At 70.6% G+C, this 23,545-nt stretch carries 18 protein-coding genes; 7 read left to right on the top strand and 11 right to left on the bottom strand.

Translation table 11 applies throughout. The annotated features are described in order from the left end of the window. The first annotated feature begins 165 nt into the window (after positions 1-165). Complete coding sequence (locus ACSIH6_RS21340; protein WP_435110093.1) at positions 166-984, top strand: DUF3152 domain-containing protein; 819 nt, start codon at positions 166-168, stop codon at positions 982-984. A gap of 309 nt (positions 985-1,293) precedes the next feature. Here the strand turns inward: ACSIH6_RS21340 and cimA are convergent, their stop codons facing one another. Continuing rightward, positions 1,294-2,904 (bottom strand): citramalate synthase, encoded by a 1,611-nt coding sequence (gene cimA, locus ACSIH6_RS21335; RefSeq protein ID WP_435110074.1) that lies wholly within the window; start codon positions 2,902-2,904, stop codon positions 1,294-1,296. A gap of 308 nt (positions 2,905-3,212) precedes the next feature. Between cimA and ACSIH6_RS21330 the strand changes: the two genes are divergently transcribed. After that, complete coding sequence (locus tag ACSIH6_RS21330; protein ID WP_435110073.1) at positions 3,213-3,485, top strand: hypothetical protein; 273 nt, start codon at positions 3,213-3,215, stop codon at positions 3,483-3,485. Further along, positions 3,486-3,884 (top strand): type II toxin-antitoxin system VapC family toxin, encoded by a 399-nt coding sequence (locus ACSIH6_RS21325; protein ID WP_435110072.1) that lies wholly within the window; start codon positions 3,486-3,488, stop codon positions 3,882-3,884. 55 nt (positions 3,885-3,939) lie between these two features. Here the strand turns inward: ACSIH6_RS21325 and ACSIH6_RS21320 are convergent, their stop codons facing one another. From ACSIH6_RS21320 to gatB, 10 genes are all read right to left on the bottom strand, one after another. Beyond that, the gene (locus ACSIH6_RS21320) at positions 3,940-5,055 is read right to left on the bottom strand and encodes a branched-chain amino acid aminotransferase (RefSeq protein ID WP_435110071.1); all 1,116 of its coding nucleotides are present in this window, start codon (positions 5,053-5,055) and stop codon (positions 3,940-3,942) included. Between the two features lie 247 nt (positions 5,056-5,302). After that, positions 5,303-6,367, bottom strand: a complete 1,065-nt coding sequence (locus ACSIH6_RS21315; RefSeq protein ID WP_435110070.1) for a 3-isopropylmalate dehydrogenase — start codon at positions 6,365-6,367, stop codon at positions 5,303-5,305. A 775-nt stretch (positions 6,368-7,142) separates the two neighbouring features. After that, on the bottom strand, positions 7,143-8,732 hold the full coding sequence (gene serA / locus ACSIH6_RS21310) for a phosphoglycerate dehydrogenase (protein WP_435110069.1): 1,590 nt from the start codon (positions 8,730-8,732) through the stop codon (positions 7,143-7,145). A gap of 166 nt (positions 8,733-8,898) precedes the next feature. Then, a complete protein-coding gene (gene ilvC / locus ACSIH6_RS21305; protein ID WP_435110068.1) occupies positions 8,899-9,894 on the bottom strand; it encodes a ketol-acid reductoisomerase in 996 nt (331 codons plus the stop codon). 104 nt (positions 9,895-9,998) lie between these two features. Then, a complete protein-coding gene (gene ilvN, locus ACSIH6_RS21300) occupies positions 9,999-10,523 on the bottom strand; it encodes an acetolactate synthase small subunit (protein ID WP_150252803.1) in 525 nt (174 codons plus the stop codon). Between the two features lie 20 nt (positions 10,524-10,543). Continuing rightward, entirely contained in the window at positions 10,544-12,304 is a 1,761-nt protein-coding gene (locus ACSIH6_RS21295; protein ID WP_435110067.1) for an acetolactate synthase large subunit, read from the bottom strand. A gap of 414 nt (positions 12,305-12,718) precedes the next feature. Next, positions 12,719-13,375 (bottom strand): hypothetical protein, encoded by a 657-nt coding sequence (locus ACSIH6_RS21290; RefSeq protein WP_435110066.1) that lies wholly within the window; start codon positions 13,373-13,375, stop codon positions 12,719-12,721. After that, a complete protein-coding gene (locus ACSIH6_RS21285; protein ID WP_435110065.1) occupies positions 13,356-13,601 on the bottom strand; it encodes a hypothetical protein in 246 nt (81 codons plus the stop codon). Before ACSIH6_RS21285 ends, ACSIH6_RS21290 begins: the two co-directional genes overlap by 20 nt. An 81-nt stretch (positions 13,602-13,682) precedes the next feature. After that, on the bottom strand, positions 13,683-16,388 hold the full coding sequence (locus ACSIH6_RS21280) for a putative bifunctional diguanylate cyclase/phosphodiesterase (RefSeq protein WP_435110064.1): 2,706 nt from the start codon (positions 16,386-16,388) through the stop codon (positions 13,683-13,685). A gap of 591 nt (positions 16,389-16,979) precedes the next feature. After that, positions 16,980-18,476 carry an Asp-tRNA(Asn)/Glu-tRNA(Gln) amidotransferase subunit GatB gene (gatB, locus tag ACSIH6_RS21275; RefSeq protein WP_435110063.1) on the bottom strand — a complete coding sequence of 499 codons (1,497 nt, stop codon included), beginning with the start codon at positions 18,474-18,476 and terminating at the stop codon, positions 16,980-16,982. A gap of 297 nt (positions 18,477-18,773) precedes the next feature. On the opposite strand from gatB, the gene ACSIH6_RS21270 reads away from it, so the two are divergent. The 4 genes from ACSIH6_RS21270 to ACSIH6_RS21255 all read left to right on the top strand — a co-directional run bounded on the left by ACSIH6_RS21270 (position 18,774) and on the right by ACSIH6_RS21255 (position 23,036). Beyond that, on the top strand, positions 18,774-19,943 hold the full coding sequence (locus tag ACSIH6_RS21270) for a thioester domain-containing protein (RefSeq protein WP_435110062.1): 1,170 nt from the start codon (positions 18,774-18,776) through the stop codon (positions 19,941-19,943). A gap of 409 nt (positions 19,944-20,352) precedes the next feature. Next, the gene (locus tag ACSIH6_RS21265; protein WP_435110061.1) at positions 20,353-21,588 is read left to right on the top strand and encodes a thioester domain-containing protein; all 1,236 of its coding nucleotides are present in this window, start codon (positions 20,353-20,355) and stop codon (positions 21,586-21,588) included. A 261-nt stretch (positions 21,589-21,849) separates the two neighbouring features. Beyond that, on the top strand, positions 21,850-22,101 hold the full coding sequence (locus ACSIH6_RS21260) for a hypothetical protein (protein ID WP_150252797.1): 252 nt from the start codon (positions 21,850-21,852) through the stop codon (positions 22,099-22,101). After that, positions 22,098-23,036 (top strand): Clp protease N-terminal domain-containing protein, encoded by a 939-nt coding sequence (locus ACSIH6_RS21255; RefSeq protein ID WP_435110060.1) that lies wholly within the window; start codon positions 22,098-22,100, stop codon positions 23,034-23,036. Before ACSIH6_RS21260 ends, ACSIH6_RS21255 begins: the two co-directional genes overlap by 4 nt. Positions 23,037-23,545 lie beyond the last annotated feature (509 nt).

Genomic DNA, 23,545 nt, shown 5'->3' with positions numbered 1-23,545 from the left:
CCCTCCCACACCTGGCCTTCCCGGACACTGCCTTGGCCTTTCCTTGGGGCGAACTCTGGCATGCTGGGTCCGTCGTCCGCCGTCGAGAGGCTGATTCCCGTGCCCACGCCCGCTTCGCCCAGGGGTCGTCCCCGTGCCCGGCACCGCAAGCGCCGCCGGTACCCGATGGGTCTGGCGCTGGGTCTGTGCCTGGTCTCCGGGTCCTCCACCGTGCTCATGGTGAGCGTGCCCGGGTACGGGCCCGACCTCGGCGACCCCGCCGAGACCTCCGCGTCCGGACCGGTCGGCGACGGGGTTCCCGAGGAGGGCGGCGACCGGCGCACCTCCGTGGAGGACCGGGACTCGGCGGACGGGGCCGCCGCCCCCGAGTCGGAGTCCTCCGCCGACCCCGGTGAGCGGGCCGGGGAGGAAGAGGCGCCGCTGCTCCGCTCCGTGGAGGAGGAGGTCGAGAGCGCCGACGGCGAGTTCTCCGTGCTGGAGGGCGAGAGCGACGTCATGGGCGACGGCCCGGTGACCACCTTCGCCGTGGAGGTCGAGAAGGGGCTGCCCGGGGAGTCCGAGGACTTCGCGGCCGCCGTGGAGGAGATCCTGGGCGACCCGCGCAGCTGGGGCGACGACGGCGAGCGCGCCATGCAGCGGGTGGACGGCGACGACGCCGACGTCCGCGTGCTGTTGGCGGCACCGGAGACCGTGGACCGGCTGTGCGCCCCGCTGAACACCGACGGGTACGTGTCCTGCGCGAACGGGAACCGGGCGATCATCAACCAGAACCGCTGGGTGTCGGGCGTCCCCCACTTCGAGGACGACCTGGAGACCTACCGGATCTACCTGATCAACCACGAGGTGGGCCACACCCTGGGCCACGGCCACGTGGACTGCCCCGGCGAGGGCGAACCGGCCCCCGTAATGCAGCAACAGACCCTGGGCCTCCAGGGATGCGAGCCCAACGGCTGGGTCCACCCCGAGAACGACCCCGAGGGCTGAGGGACCCGCCCCGAGGGCGTGCGTGCTTTTCCGCCCGACCGCGCACGCAGATTGAGTTACTCCCAGTATCGATTCGAGTACGAAAAGCGACGCCAGGCCGCCGTGAAGGGCGGCCGCGGCCGGAGGCAGCCTGCGCACACCGTGGACGGGCGCACGCCGCGACCGGCGCGAACAAGTTCCGGACTGGCACGGCGAGGCGGCGCGGGGACGAGGGCGGTGCGAGGGGACGGGGCGGCTGCCGCCCCGTCCCCTCACACCCTGTCCGGTCCCCCGGGAGCCAGGGCCCCGATTCCCGGGGAGGGCCGCCGGTCAGCCCTGCGGATAGCCCTGGCGGAGGAGCCCGTAGGTGATGGCCTGTTCGAGGGCGACCCAGGACGCGTCGACGACGTTGGGTCCCACGCCGACCGTGGTCCACTCCCCCGACCCGTCGCTGAAGGTGATGAGGATGCGGGTGATGGCGTTGGTGCCGGAGCTGCCCTCCAGGATGCGGACCTTGTAGTCGGTCAGCTCCAGTCCGGCCAGCGCGGTGTACACGCTCTCCATGGCGCTGCGCAGTGCCCGGTCCAGGGCGTTGACGGGGCCGTTGCCCTCCGCGGTGGCGATCACGCGTTCGCCCTTGACCAGCAGCTTGACGGTGGCCTCGGTGAGGCTCTCGTAGTCGCTGGACAGGGGGCTGGAGCCGACCCGGGGGCGGCGTTCGGTGATGACGCGCCAGGACTCGGCGTCGAAGTAGCGGACCGGCTGCCCCAGTTCCTCGCGCAGCAACAGGTCCAGGGAGGCGTCGGCGGCCTCGAAGCTGTAGCCCGACAGTTCCAGGCCCTTGACCCGCTCCACGACCCGCCCCGACAGGGCACGGTCTCCGGACAGGTCCAGGCCCAGCTCCCTGGCCTTGAGCTCGATGGAGGCGCGCCCGGCCATGTCGGAGACGAGCATGCGCATGGTGTTGCCGACCAGCTCGGGATCCGTGTGCTGGTACAGGTCGGGGTCGACCTTGATCGCGGAGGCGTGCAGCCCCGCCTTGTGGGCGAAGGCCGACACCCCCACGTAGGGCTGGTGCGTGTCGGGGGCGAGGTTGACGATCTCGGCGATGGCGGTGGACACGCGGGTCATCTCGGCCAGGCAGCCCTCGGGGAGGACCTCGCGGCCGCGCTTGAGCGTGAGCGCGCCGACCACGGAGAAGAGGTTGGCGTTGCCGACCCGCTCGCCGTAGCCGTTGGCGGTGCACTGCACGTGGGTGGCGCCCGCGTCCACGGCGGCGAGGGTGTTGGCGACGGCGCAGCCGGTGTCGTCCTGGGCGTGGATGCCCAGGCGGACGCCGGTGGCCTCGCGGACCTCGGTGACGATGCGGGTGATGTCGGTGGGGAGCATGCCCCCGTTGGTGTCGCACAGGACGACGACGTCGGCCCCCGCCCCGGCGGCTGCGCGGACCACGTCGAGCGCGTGGTCGGGGTTGTGGAGGTATCCGTCGAAGAAGTGCTCGCAGTCCACGAACACGCGCTGGCCGTGTTCGCGCAGGTGGGACACCGTGTCGGCGATCATGGCGAGGTTCTCGTCGAGGGTCGTGCGCAGCGCGCGCTCGACGTGCCGGTCGTCACTCTTGGCGACAAGGGTGACGACCGGTGCGCCGCTGTCGCGCAGTGCGGCCACCTGTGGGTCGTCGGCGGCCCGCACACCGGCACGGCGGGTCGCGCCGAACGCGGTGAGTTGCGCGTGCTCCAGCGTCAGCTCTCGTGAAGCCCGCTGGAAGAACTCGGTGTCCTTGGGGTTGGCCCCCGGCCACCCTCCCTCGATGAACGCCACCCCGAAGTCGTCCAGCAGCTTGGCGATGGCCAGCTTGTCGGAGACCCGCAGGTTGATCCCCTCGCGCTGGGCCCCGTCGCGCAGCGTGGTGTCGAAGACGTGGAAACTGTCGTCCCTCATGGGTGGAACTCCCGAAGGTGGATGCTGTGGTGTGGCCGACCGGGCCCCGCCAACAAAAAAGACCCCTCGTGGACACGAGAGGTCAGCGCGCTGGCGGCGTCCGATGGTCAGCCAGCGCGCCTCACGATAATGAGCACCTGAGACGGCATGAGGTCAGTGTGCCACACGGTGGCGGAGTTCTCGGTGCTCAACGGCGGATTGTCCCACCATTCGAGACGGCGGTTTCTCACACCGGACATATCCGGCGTTCCGCGTAACCCTCGCCGAAAGACCCTGACAGTCACAACAGCGCCCCTTAAGCTGAGCCCATGAGCACTGTTCCCGCGCACGAACTGCCTGAAGACATGCTGCCCTGGGTCGAGCGGGCCAGACGTGGCGAAGAGATCGAGATCACCGGCGACGACGCGGTGGTCGTCAGCATCGCCCCCAAAGCACCTCACCCTCTGAACGAGCTCATCGCCTCCGGTAAGTTCCGGCCTCCACGGCTCACCACACCCATGCCCAGCCCCAGGGTTTCAGCGCATTCGGCCGAGGAGGCCGGAACCCTCATGGAACGGCTGCGGGACGAGGAACGTTACTAAATGATCTGCCTGGACACTTCAGCCGCGATCAAACTCGTACGCGCGGAGGACGAGAGTCCCATCCTCAAGACGTGGCTCGCCGAACGAGGAGGCACACCGCTCGTGGCGTCGGCGCTGCTCCAGGTGGAGCTGCCCCGTGCTCTTCGCAGGAGCGCACCAGACCTCGTGGAGTACGCGATCCCCGTCATGGACAGGATCGGCTTCTACGACATCGACGAGACCGTCCGTTCCGTGGCGGCCTCATACTCTGATCCCATGCTGCGCTCGCTTGACGCCATCCATCTGGCGACCGCCGACGTGGCCTACCGCGATCATCTCACCGCGTTCGTCACCTATGACAAGCGCCTGCTGGCCGCCGCCGAGCAGGTGGGACTCCCCGTAGCCAGTCCGGGAGCCTGAAGGCCCCGAACGTGGGGGGCGGGCCGCCCGGGGAGGACGGCCCGCCGGGGTCACGCTAGAACCGGGTGATCCAGTCGTGCTTGTCGGCGCGCAGGCCCGTCTGGATGCCCACCAGCTCCTCGCGCAGGCGCATGGTGACCGGACCCGGGGTGCCGTCACCGACAGTGAACTCGCCGTTGTCGCCCTTCACCCGGCCGACGGGGGTGATGACGGCCGCGGTGCCGCAGGCGAACACCTCGGTGAGTTCTCCGGACTCGGCCGCCTCGCGCCACTCGTCGGTGGAGATCGGCGCCTCCTCGGCCGGGATGCCGAGGTCGGGGGCCAGGGTCAGCAGCGACTCGCGGGTGATGCCCGGCAGCAGGGTCCCGGTCAGCGGGGGCGTACGCAGCCGCGCGTTCTCACCCGAGCCGAACACGAACCACAGGTTCATGCCGCCCATCTCCTCGACCCAGCGGTGCTCGCGGGCGTCGAGCCAGACCACCTGGTCACAGCCCTGCTCCACGGCCTGCGCCTGGGCGAGGAAGCTCGCCGCGTAGTTGCCCGCGAACTTGGCCGCGCCCGTGCCGCCCGGCGCGGCACGCGTGTAGTCCCTGGACAGCCACACCGTCACCGGCTGGACGCCGCCCGAGAAGTAGGAGCCGACCGGCGAGGCGATCAGCAGGTAGACGTAGGAGCGGGACGGGTGGTTGACGCCGAGGCCGACGTCCGTGGCGACCATGAACGGGCGCAGGTACAGGCTGAAGTCCTCCTTGGTCGGCACCCAGTCGCCGTCGTGCTCCAGGAGGAGTTCGATGGACTTCAGGAAGAGCTCCTCGGGGAGCTCGGGCATCGCCATGCGCGCCGCGCTGCGGTTGAAGCGGGCCGCGTTGGACTCGGGGCGGAAGGAGGCGAGCGAGCCGTCGGGGTGCCGGTAGGCCTTGAGGCCCTCGAAGATCTCCTGGGCGTAGTGGAGGGCGGCGGTGGCCGGGTCCAGGCTCAGCGGACCGTACGGCTCCAGCTTCGCGTCGTGCCACCCCTTCCCCTCGGTGTAGTGGATGCTCACCATGTGGTCGGTGAACACCTTGCCGAACCCGGGACTCTCCAGCAGTGCCTCTCGTTCCTGCGGGGTCTTCCGCCTGTCGGAGAGCTGGATGTCGAACGTCAACCCGCTTGTGGTGGTGTCGTTGTTCATGGTGTCGGTGGTCCTCTCGGGTGCATCAGGCCGGCAGCATCGCCAGCCTGGGATCTAGTCTGTCTGAAGAGCGCACCCGGTGCCAGAGCAGGAGTGATGCACGCGAGGGCGGCACCGCTCGGGGAACGGAGCCGCACGCGGACACGGCGACGGGCGCGCTCGGGAACCCGGGCGCGCCCGTCGACGGTGAAGGTGAACAGGGCCGTCAGCCGCGCCTCGGGAAAGGGCAGGGCTTCCGGCGTGTGCGTCAGCCCTGCTCGGCTACTCGCGCGGCGAGGTCGTCGCCGATCTGGGAGGTGGAGCGGACCGCGCCGTTCTGGGCGCGGGTCTTGAGGTCCGTGGCGACCGCCGCCTCGATCCGGCGGGCCGCCTCGGGCACTCCGAGGTGCTCCAGCATGGTCGCGGCCGAGAGCACCGTGGCGGTGGGGTCGGCCTTGCCCTGGCCCGCGATGTCGGGCGCGGAGCCGTGGACGGGCTCGAACATGCTGGGGAAGGTGTTGTCCGGGTTGATGTTGCCGCTGGCGGACAGTCCGATGCCGCCGGTGATGGCGGCGCCGATGTCGGTGATGATGTCGCCGAAGAGGTTGTCGGTGACCACCACGTCGAAGCGGGCGGGCTGGTTGACGAAGAACATCGACGCGGCGTCGACGTGGCAGTAGTCCACGGCGACCTGCGGGTACTCGGCGCCAACCTCCCGGACCACGCGCTGCCACAGCTCACCGGCGAAGGTCAGGACGTTGTCCTTGTGGACCAGGGTGAGCTTGCGGCGGGGGCGGGAGGCGGCCTTGTCGAAGGCGTAGCGCACGACGCGCTCCACCCCGAAGCGGGTGTTGACGCTGTCCTGGGTGGCGATCTCGTGCGGGGTGCCCTTGCGCAGGACGCCCCCGGCGCCCGCGTAGGGACCCTCGGTGCCCTCGCGGACCACCAGCATGTCGATGTCCTCGGGGCCCACACCGGCGAGCGGACTGTCCACCCCCGGGTAGAGGCGGACGGGGCGCAGGTTGACGTAGTGGTCGAAGTCGAAGCGCAGACGCAGCAGCAGGCCGCGCTCCAGGACGCCGCTGGGGACCGACGGGTCGCCGACGGCGCCGAGGTAGATGGCCTCGTGCCCGGCGAGCTCGGCCTCGACCGAGTCGGGCAGGGTCTCACCGGTGCGGTGCCAGAGCCTGGCGCCCAGCTCGTACTCGGTGGTCTCCACCGCGAGGTCGTGCTGGGAGGCCGCGACCTCCAGCACCTTGAGCCCTTCGGCGATGACCTCGGGACCGATCCCGTCGCCGGGAATGACCGCCAGTTTCACGGTGCGCGCTGCCATACGGACTGCCTCTGCTTCGACACGGCCCCACCGGCCGCTTCTCATATGGTGAGACCAGGATGAACACTGAATGAGACAACCCTACCGCCCCGGCGGAGTGCGGGTGCCTCCGGCCGGGGGTTCGCGCGACCGTTGCCGAAACCGGGCCTCAGGCCCGCCGGTTGAGGGCGTCCTGCAGGGCGCGGTTGATCTCGTCCTGGGAGTCGGGCGCGGACGGGTACTCGATCATGTCGTACATGCGATCCTCCGGATGCGTTGCGTGACCGGAGCCGGGAACGGCGCGGCCAGGGAATGCTCTGCGGTGGTGTGCACTACGGGACCGGGGCTCGGGGCGGATCACGCCGAACGGCGGCGGAGCGCGGAACGTGGGCGGCGGTGTCCACGGCCAAAAGGAGCTTTCCCGGCGGGATCGACTGCCGTGGAACACCCGCGCGGGCCCCGGGTGGGGGCGCTCGCGGCGCCGGGCGGCGGCGTCCGGCTGTGGAACCGGTGCCGCTGACTCCTAGGGCCTCAGAATATCGGATGTCCAACTATATGGCCAGGCCTTCTCAGGATGCGAGACAACCTGGTATCGCAGCTGGTCAGAGCCTGCCCACGTCGGGCCTCGGGTCCACGCCATAACGCCAGAAAGGTGATGAAAAGCCGCGAAGAGCACACAGCTCACCGCGCCGCGCGGTCCCCGGACAGCACGAGGGGCCGCACCACACGCGGCACTCGTGAGCGCCGGATACGGTACGGCCCCTGTCGCCACCACCCGGAGGGGACTCCTCGGTCCCTAGTCCTCCAGGTCGACCTGGCGGCTGATGTCGGCGTCGATCTCGGCGGAGATCGAGGCGAGGGTCTCGTCGGGCACCGCGGAGTCCACGGTGAGCGCGATCAGCGCCTTGCCGCCCTCCTGGTCCCGGATGACCTGCATGCCCGCGATGTTGACACCGGCGTCACCCAGCAGGGCGCCGACCGTGCCGACCACGCCGGGCCGGTCCTCGTAGGACAGGAACACCATGTGCTCGGCCAGGCCGATCTCCATGGTGTAGTTGTTGATCTCCACCAGCTTCTCGACCTGGCGGGGACCGGTCAGGGTGCCCGAGACCGACACGCGGGTGCCGTCGGCGAGCACGCCGCGGACCGTGATGAGGTTGCGCCAGTCGGTGTTGTCGTCGCTGGTGACGAGGTTGACCTCGACGCCGCGCTCCTTGGCGAGCAGCGGGGCGTTGACGAAGGTCACGGTGTCCTCGACCACGTCGGCGAACACGCCCTTGAGGGCGGCCAGCTCCAGCACCTTGACGTCGTGCGAGGCGATCTCGCCGCGCACCTCGACGTCGATGCGGCTGGCGATGGTGCCCGCCAGGGAGGTGAACACGCGGCCGAGCTTCTCGGTCAGGGGCAGGCCCGGCTTGACGTCCTCGGCCACGCCGGTGCCCTGCACGTTCACGGCGTCGGGGACGAACTCGCCGGAGAGGGCCAGCTTGACCGAGCGGGCGACCTGGGTGCCCGCCTTCTCCTGGGCCTCGGCGGTGCTGGCGCCCAGGTGGGGGGCCACGACCACGTTCTCGAACTCGAAGAGGGGGCTGTCGGTGCACGGCTCCTTGGCGAACACGTCGATGCCCGCGCCCGCCACGCGGCCGTCCTTGAGGGCCCGGTAGAGCGCGTCCTCGTCGAGGATGCCGCCGCGCGCGGCGTTGATGACGCGCACGTTGGGCTTGACCTTGCTCAGGGCCTCGTCACCGATCAGGCCCAGCGTGTCCTTGTTCTTGGGCAGGTGGATGGTGATGAAGTCCGAGCGCTCCAGCAGCTCGTCGAGCGTGGTCATCTCCACGCCGATCTGGGCCGCGCGGGCGGGCTGCACGAAGGGGTCGTAGGCGATGACCTGGGTGCCGAAGGCCGACAGGCGCTGCGCGACCAGGGCACCGATGCGGCCGAGGCCGACGATGCCGACGGTCTTCTCGTAGAGCTCGACGCCGGTGTACTTGGAGCGCTTCCACTCGCCGTTGATCAGGGCGTTGTGCGCCGGGGCGGTGTTGCGGGCGCTGGCCAGCAGCAGGTTGATGGCCTGCTCCGCGGCGCTGATGATGTTGGAGGTGGGCGCGTTGACCACCAGGACGCCGGCCTTGGTGGCGGCCTCCACGTCCACGTTGTCCAGACCGACACCGGCCCGGGCGACCACCTGGAGGCGGGAGGCGGCGGCGATCGCCTCGGCGTCCACCTGCGTCGCGCTGCGCACGATGAGGGCGTCGACGTCGGCGAGGGCCGGCAGGAGCTGGGACCGGTCGGCGCCGTCGACGTGGCGTACCTCGAAGTCCTCCTCGAGCAGCGCGATTCCGGCGGGCGAGAGCTTTTCCGCTACGAGTACGGCGGGTTTGGGCACAACGGTTCCTTTTCGGGTGGTGCGGCCCGACCGCGCAGGTGGTGGGCTCTGCCCGGATCGGGGGTGACGGCTGGACGAAAGTCTACCGGCGGGGTAGGGAAGCCTGACGGGGACGGGTGGACAAGGGCCGCCCGTCCCCGTGGTTCACCGGGTCTTCCCGGGAAACCTAGGCCTTGAGCCAGCTCATCAGCGGGCGCAGCTCGGCGCCCACCTTCTCGATCTGCTCGTTCTGCTCGGCCTCGCGGCGCTTGGTGAAGGTCGGCTGCCCGGCGTCGAACTCGTCCATGAGCTCCTTGGCGTAGGAGCCGTCCTGGATCTCGCCGAGGATCTTGCGCATCTCCTGGCGGGTCTGCTCGGTGATCAGGCGCGGGCCGCGGGTGTAGCCGCCGTACTCGGCGTTGTCCGAGACCGACCAGTTCATCTTGGAGATGCCGCCCTCGTACATGAGGTCGACGATGAGCTTGAGCTCGTGCAGGCACTCGAAGTAGGCGATCTCCGGCTGGTAGCCCGCCTCGACCAGGGTGGCGAAACCGGCCTTGACCAGCTCCTCGGTGCCGCCGCAGAGCACGGCCTGCTCACCGAACAGGTCGGTCTCGGTCTCCTCGGTGAACGTCGTCTTGATCACGCCCGCCCTGGTGCCGCCGATGCCCTTGGCCCAGGACAGCGCCAGGTCCCAGGCCTGCCCGCTGGCGTCCTTCTCGACCGCGACCAGGCAGGGCACGCCGCGCCCGGCCTCGTACTGGCGGCGGACCAGGTGGCCCGGGCCCTTGGGGGCGACCATGGCCACGTCCACGCCCTCGGGCGGGGTGATGAGGCCGTAGCGGATGCTGAAGCCGTGGCCGAAGAAGAGGGCGTTGCCCGCCTCCAGGTTCGGCGCGATCTCGGCCGCGTACAGGTCCCGGTGGATGTGGTCGGGGACCAGGATCATGACGACGTCGGCCTCGCGGGTGGCCTCCGCGGGGCTGAGGACGCGCAGGCCCTCCTCCTCGGCCTTGGCCCGGCTCTTGGACCCCTCGGCGAGGCCGATCCGCACATCCACACCCGAGTCGCGCAGCGACAGCGCGTGCGCGTGGCCCTGGCTGCCGTAGCCGATCACGGCGACCTTCTTGCTCTGGATGAGCGAGAGGTCCGCGGCGTCGTCGTAGTACATCTGTGCTGCCACTTGGGGTTGCTCCTTGTTTCTCGGTTTCGTGGGGGACGCGGTGGGGTCCCGTCCGTGCCCGGGCCCCGGGTTCACCAGCGGACGCGGTGAACCGGAGAACACCGCTACGCGCTGCGCTCGACCGTGCGGAGGGATCGGTCGGTGATCGACCGGGGTCCGCGTCCCAGGGCGACCAGCCCTGATTTGACGAGTTCCCGGATGCCGAACGGCTCCAGGTTCCTGACCAGGGCATCGAGCTTCGCGGGGTCGCCGGTGGCCTCGATGACGACGACGTCCGGGCTGACGTCCACGACGTGCGCGCGGAACAGCTCGGCCGTCTGTAGCACGTGGGTGCGGCTGGACGCGTCGGCCTTGACCTTGACGAGCAGGAGCTCGCGCCGGACCGACGCGGTGGTGTCCATCTCCACGATCTTGACGACGTTGACCAGCTTGTTGAGCTGTTTGGTCACCTGCTCCAAGGGGTGGAGGTCGCAGTTGACCACGATTGTCATCCGGGACAGTCCTGGGTACTCGGTGTTGCTCACACTGAGCGAGTCGATGTTGAAGCCTCGACGGGAGAAGAGGGCGGAGGCGCGGGCGAGGATACCCGGGGTGTCCTCCACCAGAACGGAAAGCGTGTGACTGCTCATGGTGGTTTCGCCTGTTCCTCTTAGTCCTCGTGTTCCCAGTTCGGCGCCATGTCGCGCGCGTACTGGATGTTGTCGTTGCTGACGCCGGGACCGACCATCGGCCAGACCATGGCGTCGTGGTTGACGGTGAAGTCCACGACGACGGGGGCGTCGTTGATCGCCATGGCCTTCTCGATGGTGGCGTCGATGTCCTCGGCTCGCTCGCAGCGCAGGCCGACACAACCGTACGCCTCCGCGAGGCGGACGAAGTCGGGAATGCGGACCTTCTCGTCGCGCGGGGAGGTCTGGAGGTCGGTGTTGGAGTAGCGGCCCTCGTAGAACAGGGTCTGCCACTGGCGGACCATGCCCAGGTTGCCGTTGTTGACCACGGCGACCTTGATCGGGATGCCCTCGATCGCGCAGGTGGCCAGTTCCTGGTTGGTCATCTGGAAGCAGCCGTCGCCGTCGACCGACCACACGGTCCGGTCGGGGTCGCCGACCTTGGCGCCGAGCGCGGCGGGGACGGAGAAGCCCATGGTGCCCAGGCCGCCGGAGTTGACGAAGGAGCCGGGGCGCTCGTAGTCGATGAACTGGGCGGCCCACATCTGGTGCTGGCCCACGCCCGCGACGTAGGTGGCCTCCGGGCCGACGACCTTGCCCAGGCGCTCGATGACGGCCTGCGGGGACAGGCTGCCGTCCTCGGGGGCCTCGTAACCCTTGGGGTAGGTGTTGCGCAGGCGGTTGAGCTGCTGCCACCAGGCCCCGTAGTCGCCCTGGCGGCCCTTCTCCTGGTCGGCGCGCACGGCCACGACCAGATCGGCGAGGACCTCGCGGCAGTCGCCGACGATGGGCACGTCGGCATGGCGGTTCTTGGAGATCTCGGCCGGGTCGATGTCGGCGTGGACGATCTTGGCGTCGGGGGCGAAGCTGTCCAGGCGGCCGGTGACGCGGTCGTCGAAGCGCGTGCCCAGGGCGACGATGAGGTCGGCCTTCTGGAGGGCGCCGACGGCGGCGACGTCGCCGTGCATGCCGGGCATGCCCACCGACTGCGGGTGGCTGTCGGGGAAGACGCCGCGGGCCATCAGGGTGGAGACGACGGGGGCGCCGGTGAGCTCGGCCAGGACGCGCAGTTCGGCGGAGGCTCCGGCGCGCAGGACGCCGCCGCCGACGTAGAACACCGGGCGCCGGGCCTCGGCGATCATGCGGGCGGCCTCGCGGACCTGCTTGCCGTGCGGCTTGGTGACCGGGCGGTAGCCGGGCAGTTCGAGGCGCTCGGGCCAGACGAACTCGGCGGAGTTCTGCAGGGCGTCCTTGGAGATGTCGACCAGGACGGGGCCGGGGCGTCCGCTGGAGGCGATGTGGAAGGCCTCGGCGACGATCCGCGGGATCTCGCGCACGTCCTTGACCAGGAAGTTGTGCTTGGTGATCGGCATGGTGATGCCGCAGATGTCGGCTTCCTGGAAGGCGTCGGTGCCGATCATCGGGGAGGCGACCTGGCCGGTGATGGCGACCATCGGGACCGAGTCCATGTGCGCGTCGGCGAGCGGGGTGACCAGGTTGGTGGCGCCGGGTCCGCTGGTGGCCATGCACACCCCCGGGCGGCCGGTGGCGTAGGCGTAGCCCTCGGCGGCGTGACCTGCTCCCTGTTCGTGGCGCATGAGGATGTGGCGCACCGTGGCCGAGTCGTAGAGCGGGTCGTAGGCCGGGAGGATGGCGCCGCCGGGAATCCCGAAGACAGTGTCAACGCCGACCTGCTCCAGCGACCTGATCAGCGATTGGGCGCCGGTCATCTGCTCGGTCATCTCAAGATCCTTCAGCGAGGGTCAGAGCGGCACGGGGGCTCTGGCCTGGTGGGTCTGGCTCTGGGCCTGGCAATAAAAAAACCCCCACCGCCGACGGCGGTTGAGGGGTGGCGCGCAGCAGAAGAAACTCAGCGGGCTGCGCGCCGACCAAGTACGAGAATCAGGGAGTTGCTCTGCACGTTCACCACATTGGCCGACGGAGAGGCCGCCCGTCAACCAGAACGACATATTGTCTCAGCAATTGAGACGGAAATGTCAGAATGCGGCCTCACCTGATGACACGACAACCCCTGTGAACTGGGCGAATGCCGACAAGTCACCCCGGTTGCGTGTGACGCACACCGCACGGGCGGCGTCCGGGGTCCGAGGAGTGGGACGGGGTGCGCGGGCAGCGCGCCCCGCCCGTCCACCCGGTCAGGCGAAGAGGTCCTCCGCGCTGTCGACCTTCGCCGCCCGGCGGACCCACCGGTCCAGCTCGTCCAGGTCCGAGGACGCTGTGACCCGGTCGCGCACCTCGTCGGGCACCGCGATCCCCCGGGCGTCCAGTACGCCAAGGATCGCCTCGGCCCGGCCAGCGGCCCGGCCCTTGGCCTCGCCCTCACGGAAGGGGCGGCCGATCAGTTCGGTCCGGAATTCGTAGTCACGCACGGTCATGATCTCCTCCAGGGAGCCCAGGGCGGTCGCGGACAGTGCCGCGAGCACATAGTCAGAGTACAGCGACGACGCGGACGCATCGAGGCTCTTCAGAGCCACGGACAGGGCTTCGAGGGCGTCCTTGTCATCCGTCGGGTTCGAGGCCAGAGCGAGGATGGTCAGCACCGGATGCGCCGCCGCCACACTCTGGTCGGTGACGGGTGTGAGCGTGTCCATGGCCAGGACCACGGGGCGGATCTCCCCGCAGCCCAGGTCGATGGGCGGGGCGTAGCGCTTCGCGAGGGCGGTGGTCGGAGTGAGCACCAGGAGCGCGATCGGGCACTTGAGCCGGTGGCGGATGTTGGCGACGTAGCAGGGCCAGCTGTAGGACTTGCGCGGGTCCCACTTGTTCTGGGGCTCAGTGATGATCCCCAGCACCGGCAGGCCCGTCCTGTTTCTCGTGCGGCAGCGGCGGTCGTTCGCAGACCACGAACGAGTCGGTAATGAGCTGCGAGGGAGCGACCCGTGTCGCCTCGGAGGCGTCACAGCGCACATGCGTGTGCTCGGGCAGCGGCTTTCCGGTGACCTCCTGGAGGAGCTCCGCGGCGAACTTGGGGTCGTTGCGGATGAGATCGACCGGAAGTTCGTGTTCTTGTGAGGGCATGCCGGAAAATTAACGGGCGTGTCGCCATCTCCGCAGGCAGAAGGCGTAACGTCCGCTTATGCCGTTCCTGTGCGGATGCGTTTAGAGGCTGACTCCGGCCTCGCCGCCGACGAGCGACTCCACACCACTCGCGGGCATCGGCCGGGCCACCAGGAACCCCTGGCCGTGGTCGCAGCCCATCGCGCGCAGCTGCTCCAGCTGCTCGGGGCGCTCGATGCCCTCGGCCACCACCTGCACGCCCAGGTCGCGCCCCAGCTGGATGATCGTGTGCGTGAGCAGCGTGACCGTGTCGTCACGGCCCAGGTCCGCCACGAACGACGGATCGATCTTGATCGCGTCCACGCTCAGCCTGCGCAGGTGTGCCAGGGACGCGTAGCCCATCCCGTAGTCGTCGATGGCCAGTCGCACGCCGAGCTCTCGCAGTTCGCCCAGGCGCTGCACGGCCTCCCCGCCGTCGTCGAGCAGGACCTCCTCGTCGACCTCCAGGGTCAGCACCTCGGCCGGAAGCCCCGTCTCGGCGAGGACCCCCGCCACCGACTCCACGAAGCGCGGCGACAGCACCTGCTTGACCGAAAGGTTCACCGACAGGCCGATGTCCCAGTCCGAGACCCGCCACACCGCGACCTTCCCGCAGGCCTCGCGCAGGATCCGCTCGCCCAGCGGCACGATCAGGCCCGACTCCTCGGCCGCGCCGATGAAGCCCTCCGGGCCGACCGTCTCGCCGTCGCGGTCCCAGCGCACCAGCGCCTCCACCGAGGTCACCTGGGAACTGCCCAGGTCCACGACGGGCTGGTACTCCAGGAAGAACTCGTCCTTGGCCAGCGCCTCGCGCAGGCGGATCTGGAGTTCCAGGCGCGAGACCACCGTGTCGTGCATGTGCGCGGCGTACACCTCCACGTGGCCCGCCCCGCGCTCCTTGGCGCGGGTCATGGCCACGTCGGCGTTGCGCAGCAGCTCGCCGCTGTCGGTGACCGGTTCGGCGAAGGCCACGCCGATGCTGGCGGTCAGCATGATGTCCCGGTCGGCGACCGGGAACGGCTCCGAGGCGATCACCCGCCCCAGGCGCTCGGCCAGGTCCACCACCCGCTGGGCCCGGGACACGTTCTCGACCAGGACCGCGAACTCGTCGCCGCCCCAGCGCGCCAGGGTCGCGTCGGAGTCCACCTCGCCGCGCAGCCTGCGGGCCGCCTGGCCGAGCAGGTGGTCGCCGCGCACGTGCCCGGCGGAGTCGTTGACCGCCGTGAACCCGTCCAGGTCCAGGAAGATCACCGCGACCTCGCCCTCGGGCTCCTCGTTGATCGCCCGGTGCGCCAGGACGTCACTGGCCCGCTCCTCCAGGTAGGCCCGGTTGGGCAGGCCGGTCACACCGTCGTGGAACGTCAGGTGCTCCACCTCGTCCTGGAGCGCCACCTGCGCGCTGATGTCGCGGGTGGTCACCAGCAGCCGGTCGGGCTCGCCGGGCTGCTCGTACAGGGACATGGTGGACTCGGTGTGCCGCCAGGTCCCGTCGGCCGCCCGCACGCGCAGCCGCATGTGCACACCCTGCGCGCCGCGCTCGGAGAACAGGTCGGTGACCGCCTTGGTACGCCCCAGGTCCTCGGGGTGGATGAGCGCGGTGACCGGGGCGGCGAGCACGTCGTCGAGCCGGTAGCCGAAGGCCTCGGCCGTGCCCGGGCTGACGTAGTTCACGCCGCCGTCGCGGTCCAGCACGAGGATCACGTCGCCGCTGTTGCGCGCCAGCTCGTGGAAGTGGACCTCGCGGTTGCGCACCATGCGGGAGAGGGTGGCGTTCTCCTCCAGCATGCCCACCATGCGCACCAGCAGCACCACCACGGCGGTGCCCGCGGCCAGCGGCAGCACCGGCGCCACCCCGGCCAGGCGAACCCCGGCCACGGTCAGCACCACGGCGGCCACGAACACGGCGCCGATCGCGGCGAGCTCGGGCGCGAACCGGTACAGCCCCCGGCCGGTGATCCGGCGCGGGTCGGTGCCGGGCCGGTGCTCCACGAGCCACGGCAGGGCGCCCAGCAGGGCGAAGCCCAGGAACCTGACCGGGTGTTCGACCCCGCCGAGGACGGGCGGGCCGGTCAGGCGGGTGAGCGCGCCGAGGATGTCCGCCCCGGCGATGACGATGAGTGCGCCGATGGCCACCAGCACCGCGCGCCGCGTGCTGTGCGGCGACATGAAGACCAGCGGTACGAGCAGGCACAGCACGACGATGTCGGCGACCGGGTAGACCAGGGCGAAGCCGAGGAACCCTGCGCCCTCACCGAGTTCCTGGTAGAGCGGGGAGAACAGCAGCAGCCACACCACGGAGAAGACCGCGGCGGCGCACACGTAGCTGTCGGTGACGTGGCGCACGGCGGTCCGCAGGCCGCCCGGCCACGGCGCGAACTTGGTGAAGCCGATCACGAAGAGTGGCAGGGCCGCGAGGGCGAAGAGGTCACCCAGAGTGAGCGACAGGACCGTGGCGGAGCTGAACAGGCGGATCAGACCGTGAGTGACGCCACCCGCGCACCAGGCGAGCGCGGCGAAGCCGAGGTGGCGCAGGGCGGAGGGTCCGTCCGCGCCGTCGGCGTGGGCGTCCCGGTCGGCGCCGGTGGCCGCCCAGCGGCGCGAGGCGTAGAGCAGCGACAGCCCGGCGGCACCGGCCGCGACGGACGTGGGCCACTCGCCGAGCGCGGCGGTCACACTGCTCTGCGCCGAGGGGATGAGGGTCCCCACGAGGTAGAGCAGGAACAGCGCCACCAAGGCCACGATCCACAGGCGGCGTGCCCGGGTTCCCATTACCGACCTCCCAGTGGGCGCGTCACGGTCGACGCGGCGTACCGCCGCGGTCACGCTCTCTCCTCGGACATGGAGCACCCACCTCGCGTCGTTCGAGTCCGGGCGCGGCACAGCACCCGGCACCGCGTCTGCCGCCCAGGATCTCGCGGGACTGGGACGGGCCGGTGGCGGAACGGCCCGGGGGACCGTACACGTCCCCGTGCGTCGCAACCCTACGCAACCAAGGTCACACAGCGATTGAGGACCGGATGAGAGATGACGACGGAACCATCACCCACAGTGATACTCACGCCTCACCCGTCCGGTACCCGTCCCGGCGCGTCGCGGCCTCCGCGGGACACCCGCCCCCGATTCCGGAGCGCGGTGCGGTTCCCGGAAGGGCCCCGGGCCCCTCCCGTCCACCCGGCCGACCACGGCCCATGCAGGGTGCCACCCCGCACCGACAGAACAGGACGAACCGGGCAACAAGGAGCGTGGCCTCCCAGGGACGGCCGTCCGCGGCGTCCGCCTTCGGAGTGCGTCCGCCGCGGGGGAAGGCCGAAGGGCACCGGGCGGGGAGGCCCGGTGCCGTACGGAGGCCGCCGGAACGGATCAGCTCGCGCCGAGTTTGGCCAGGATGAGTTCGCGGGCACGTCCCGCGTCGGCCTGGCCGCGGGTCGCCTTCATCACGGCCCCCACCAGGGCACCGGCCGCGGCGACCTTGCCGCCGCGCACCTTGTCGGCGGCGTCGGGGTTGGCGGCGATGGCCTCGTCCACGGCCGCGCCGAGCGCGCCGTCGTCGCTGACCACCTTGAGGCCGCGGGCCTCGACCACGGCGTCGGGCTCGCCCTCACCGGCCAGCACGCCCTCCACCACCTGGCGGGCGAGCTTGTTGGTGAGCGTGCCCTCAGCCACCAGGGCGATGACGCGCGCGACCTGCGCCGGGGTGATGGGCAGGGCGGCCAGCTCCACCTCCTGCTCGGTGGCGCGGCGCGAGAGCTCGTTGAGCCACAGCTTGCGCGCCTCGGCCGACGGGGCGCCCTCGGCCACGGTCGCCGCGACCAGGTCGATGGCGTCGGCGTTGACCAGGTCGCGCAGTTCGGTGTCGGTGAGGTCCCACTCGTCGCGGACCCGGGCGCGCTTGGCGGCGGGCAGCTCCGGCAGGGTGGCGCGCAGCTCCTCCACCCACTCCTCGGAGGGCGCGACGGGCACCAGGTCGGGGTCGGGGAAGTAGCGGTAGTCCTGCGCCTCCTCCTTGGAGCGGCCGGAGATGCTGCGGCCGGTGTTCTCCTGGAAGTGGCGGGTCTCCTGCACGACCCTCTGCCCGGCGTCGAGCACGCCCGCCTGGCGCTCGATCTCCGAGCGCACGGCCCGCTCGACCGAGCGCAGCGAGTTGACGTTCTTGGTCTCGCTGCGGGTGCCCCACTCCGAGGCGCCGCGCGGGTTGACGGAGACGTTGACGTCGCAGCGCATGGAGCCCTCCTCCATGCGCACGTCGGAGATGCCCAGGGAGCGGACCAGGTCGCGCAGCTCGGCGGCGTAGGCGCGGGCGACCAGGGGCGCCAGCTCGCCGGTGCCGGCGACGGGCTTGGTCACGATCTCCAGCAGCGGGATGCCCGCGCGGTTGTAGTCGACGATGGAGTAGTCGGCGCCGTGGATGCGGCCGGTGGCCCCGCCCACGTGGGAGGTCTTGCCGGTGTCCTCCTCCATGTGGACCCGCTCGATGTCCACGCGGAACACGCGCGGGCCGTCGGGGGTGTCGACGGTGACGTCGAGGTGGCCGTCGACGCAGATCGGCTCGTCGTACTGGGAGATCTGGTAGTTCTTCGGCATGTCCGGATAGAAGTAGTTCTTCCGGGCGAACCTGCCCCAGGGGGCGATGGAGCAGTTCAGCGCCAGGCCCAGCCGGATGGCGCCCTCGACCGCCTTCTCGTTGACGACCGGCAGGGAGCCGGGCAGCGCCAGGCAGACCGGACACACCTGTGTGTTGGGGTCGGCGCCGAACGCGGTGGGGCAGGAGCAGAACATCTTGGAGGCGGTGCCCAGCTCGATGTGGGTCTCCAGGCCGAGCACGGGCTCGTACCTGGCCAGTGCCTGCTCGTAGGCCACCGGCGCAGGACCGCTGTTCGTGGCAGAGCTGGGACGTACCGCGTGGGCCATCGCCGCAAACCCGCTTCCGTAGACGACATACCTTCCAGCTCAGCCTACCGAGCGCGCGGGAGTGGGGTGCCCTACAGCGGAGTCACGACCGGGTCACCGGACATCACGGCCAGTACACGATTGGGACGCTGTCAGGGGAATGTCCGCTGCCCCGGGTGCCGGACCGTTAGCCTGGGTGACCCAGGAAGACGATTTCGCCGGTGGCCCCGCACTGTGGCCGCCGCCTTCTCACGGGAGCGCACGAGCATGTCCGGCATCCTGCGTCGGTACGCCGCGCTGCTTTCCGCCTCGGCCCTGATCGGCACCCTGCTCGGTGCCCCGGCGGCCAGCGCCGACGACTTCTCACGCGTGGACCGCGACCCCGTCGCGGGCGCGCTGCTCGTGCTCGCCGACGGCCGGGAGGTCGACACGGCGCTGTTCAGTCTGCGTGTGGCCGAGCACGCCTCGGTCCGGGCCTACACGGTGACCGCGGACGAGGAGGTCCAGCCGTACGCCGCCTACGTGGAGTCAGCGTGGTCCGACGTTCCGGAGTGGACCGAAACCCCACAGGAAACGGATCCCGCCGACAGGGCGCACTGGATCGTCTCCCACTCCTATCCGGCGGTCGGCATGGAGTCCCTGCTGGAGGGATCGGACCTGTCCCAGCTGGACGAGGCCCGGGCGATCGCGGGCACCCAGGCCGCCCTGTGGCACGTGCTGGAGGGGGTGCAGCCGGACCCCGCCGCCAACGACCCGGCGGTCATGGCCCTGTACGGCCACCTGCTGGAGGGCAGCGCGTCCGCGGCGGACAACACCTCCTCCCGCTCTCTGGCGGTGTCGCCGTCCCACGTGGAGGCGGTCGCCCCCGAGGAGCCGCTGGGGCCGTTGACCGTGCACAGCTCCGGAGCGGAGCCGGTGTCGGTGTCGGTGCGCGGCGCCCCGGCGTCGTGGCTGGTCGACGCCGACGGAGAGCAGGTCACGCAGACGAGCGACGGCGAGCAGGTGTTCCTGGACGTGGACCCCTCGGTCCCGGCGGGCGTGGCGACCCTGCACCTGCACGGCCGGGACTTCCCTCTGCCGCAGGGGCGCCTGTTCACCGGCAGGGACGGCGTGCGCACCCGGTCCCTGGTGACCGCGGAGGCGGGTTCGGCGACGAGTTCGGCCACCGCGACGTTCACGTGGCACCCGGAGCAGACCGAGGAGCCGGTGGCCGGGGCGAGCCCGGAGCCCGTGCCGGAGGAGGACCCCCCCGCCCTCGACGAGGCCGTCGAGGAGGAGGTTCCCACCGAGGAGGTATCTCCCACAGCGGAGGACCGAATCCCCGAGGATGATCTGGCCGTCACCGGAACCTGGCTGTCCGGTCTGCTGATCATCGCGGGGGCTCTGGTGGTATCAGGCCTGATCATCCTGGTCGTGGGACGCAAACGACGCGACTGACCGCGTTCGGGGACGCGGAACTCCCGCTTTCGTTGCATAGCTTTTGGACATAATGCGGATCTACCTGCGAGGAATTTTTTCCTGCCCGTATCCGGTCACATTTTCCGCGAACCAGCTTGGAAGTGGCGAAGGGGATCGCTAGTATCAGGCGAGCGCTGGCACCCACGGCGAGCGCGACCGGCTCCCGCGTCACAGCGAGCCCCACCGGAAGATCGCGCCCACCCCACACGGCGCCACGATCCGACCCCGACGTGGTGACCCCCCGGAACGGGTGAACGCAGCAGGCGGCACCGGTTCTTCTCCGGAGACCGTCGCGCCGTGGCCACCGCTGTCCGTCCCATTGGTTCCCGTCGTCCTCTGGGCAGGCATTTTTCCATCCGGTTACCCCTAGAACACACCGGGACACAATTTGAGCAACTCCTCCCTCCCCCACACCGTCGGCCGCACCGGCCTGGCGGCCACCGCAGCCGCGTTCCTGGCCTTCGGCCTGGCCGCCCCCGCGGCCGCGGACCCCGCAGAGACCTACGAGGGCTCCGCCCGCGCCCAGTACCTCGACAACGCCGAGGACGGCAGCGACGTCGCCACCAGCGGCGGCACCATCGGCACCAGCCTCTTCAACCTCAAGCTCGAAGACGGCACGGTCCTGACGACCTACTGCATCGACTTCGAGACCAACATCCAGGGCGGTGCCTGGTACCGCGAGGACGACTGGGCCAACTACCCCGGCAAGGGCGAGTTCGCCGCGCCCGCCAAGGTCCACTGGATCCTCCAGAACGCCTACCCGGCTCTGAGCGCCGAGGAGCTGGGCGCGGACGCCGGTGTTGAGGGGCTGAGCAACGGAGACGCCCTGGGCGCCACCCAGGCCGCGATCTGGCACTTCAGCAACGGCGTGAACCTCGAGGAGCAGGGCAACTCCGACGCAATCAAGGCGGTCTATGCCTACCTGGTCGAGAACGCCAAGGAGCTGCCGCAGACCGCCGAGCCCGCCCCGGCCCTGAGCATCACCCCGGGCACGGCCTCCGGTACCGCAGGCGAGACCGTCGGTGAGTTCCTCATCGAGACCAACGCCAGCGCCATCCCGGTCGACCTGTCGGTCCCCGAGGGCGTCACGCTGGTCGACCTGGAGACCGATGAGGTCATCGAGAACGGTGGCACGGTCGAGAACGGCGACACCGTCGGCTTCTCCGTTCCGGCCGACGCCGAGGCGGGCCAGGCCAGCTTCTCCCTGGAGGCCAGCGCGACCGTCGCGACCGGCCGCCTGTTCAAGGGCGAGGAGGAGTACCAGCCGACCCAGACCCTGATCACCGCCGAGGGCGGTCGGGCCACCGTGTCCGCGTCCGCCTCGGCCGACTGGACCGTGGACGGCGGCGAGACCCCGCCCCCCACCGACGAGCCCAGCGAGCCGGAGTCCCCCGAGCCCAGCGAGCCCGAGAGCCCGGCGCCGACCCCGAGCGATGAGCCCTCCGAGCCCGCCGACAAGCCGTCCGAGCCCGCTGACGACCAGAACGAGCCGACCCTGCCGGTGACCGGTGGCGCGCTCGCTGGCCTGGTCGCCGCCGGTGTGGCCGCCCTGGGTGCCGGTGGTGGCGCCATCTACCTGAGCCGCAAGCGCAAGGCCGCTGGCAGCCAGGACCTGGAGGGCTAATCCCCCTCCCGCCGTCCGAGGACGGTGGAGCTTGAGGGCCCGCTTCCGTGGGAGACCACGGGGCGGGCCCTTCGTGTTGTCCGTTGTCCGGCGAGGGAAGGTGGGCGGAGGGCCGTGTGCCGGGGCGGTCCGGAGCCGGGTCAGGGCCCGGAACCCGCCTGCCGCGCGGGTGTGCGCTGACACGCGCGCACCCCAGGCTGACAACAGAAGTCGCGCAACCCAGGTTGACAACGAGAGAGCGCGCAACCTAGGTTGACACCCATGGATGCGGTACAGCTGGCGGCCACCGCCTCGGACACCTCGACCCCCGTGCAGGGACTGCGCGCCGTCGCCTCGTTGCGCGCGGTGGTCGACTCCCTGGAGCTGCGGCAGGTCGAACAGGCACTGCGGTCGGGTGAGTCGTGGAGCTCCATAGCCGCCGCGCTCGGGGTGACCCGTCAGGCCGTCCACAAGAAGTACGGAAAACGGCTGAGCCACGTCGATGCAACCGAAAGCAAGAGAGGTCAACGATGACGAACCCGTCGGCGAAACAGGGCCTGATCAACAGGGGCTTCGACCGGATCGCGACCTCTGGGGCCGCGAGCCGCGAGGCCGCCCGCGCGGGCCACGCCGAAGTCGGCTTCGAGCACCTGCTGTTGGGAGTGCTGGTCACCGGCGGTCCGGGTGCCCGTCTGCTCATGGACTCCGGGGTGGGCCTGACCGAAGCGCGCTCGGCGATCGACGAGATCCTCCGCGAGGACCTCGCCCTGCTGGGGGTCGACGTACCCGTACCGGCTCCGTCCGGCGAGGATCCGAAGGGGTGGCTTCGGTTCACTCCCCGTCTGGAGGAACTCGAGTACGACATCCCGTTGGCCGGGGGCGACGCGGCCCTGCTCGCGGCGCTGATCGACGACGAGGGCGGCCGGGTGCGGCGAGTGCTGGACCGGCTGGGCGCGGACACCGACAAGATCCGCCGCGACCTCGGCGAGCTGGCGGAGAGACCGCAGCCTCCGAAGCCGTCCTCGGCGGACGGCGCCGACGCCTCCGACCAGCCGCCCGAGGGCTGGGAGTACACGAACTACGACCTTGAGGTGCCCGTGTCGCCCGAACGGGTCTGGGAACTGGTCAGCGACCCGGAGCGCCGGGGCGAGTGGGACCCGGCCTCCGTTTCGTCGCGGCAGCTCGACGACGGTGCCGTGGAGCTGACCAACAGCCTCACGGAAGAGGCGGTCAGGGAATCGATCACGCACAGCGTCCCCGGCCTTGAGGTTGTCTGGACGCAGGAGGACAGCGGTCGCGCACTGCGAATCCTCATCGAACCGCTGGGGGACCGCTCCAGGCTGCGCCTGCGCCGGGCCTGGCGCAACGGCCTGAAGCACCGGGTCATCGCCAACCGTGTGGTCAAGTGGATCGCCTGGCAGAACCTCCGGGGGCACGCCCAGTCCATCGCCCAGGCCGCCGCGTCGTAGCGGGCCCTGCCGGGCTTGGGGCCGGGAGCCTGGGGGCCTTGGTCCGGGGCCCGCACGGCGGACCGGCCGACCGGAGCCGGTCCGCCGTGCGGATGCGGGCGGAGCCGTGCGAGGACGAGCAGTCCGACCGTACGGATACGGCCGGTCCGCTGTGTGGACGCGAGCGGAGCTGTACGGGGGCGGGCGGAAACCCGGACGTCCGAGGCGGACAGCCGTCCGGTCGTGCGGGGCGGGGCCACGTGTTCTCCGGGAATTCATGTCGTGCGCGAAGGGGCCCGGCTGGCCGCGCGGCGGTCCTTCTGAGAAGGCGGAACGGGCGGCGGAGGGGGTGTGCGGGCCCGGGGCAGCACAGAGCCGGAGCCCCTGGGGACCCCCGCTATCCACATTAGACCTGCGCGAACACGCCGCACCAGATCCGGTTCCCGCCTGTGGACAACCCGGAACGGGAACTCGGCGTCCTCTCTGTGCACGCCCCTCGGCCCTCTTCGGGCCCGATACGCGGCCCCGGC

It is taken from the genome of Nocardiopsis synnemataformans (genome assembly GCF_965343085.1).
GTDB lineage: Bacteria > Actinomycetota > Actinomycetes > Streptosporangiales > Streptosporangiaceae > Nocardiopsis > Nocardiopsis alborubida.
The sequence above is the reverse complement of the archived record's forward strand: the minus strand, read 5'-3'. Positions and strand labels throughout refer to the sequence as shown.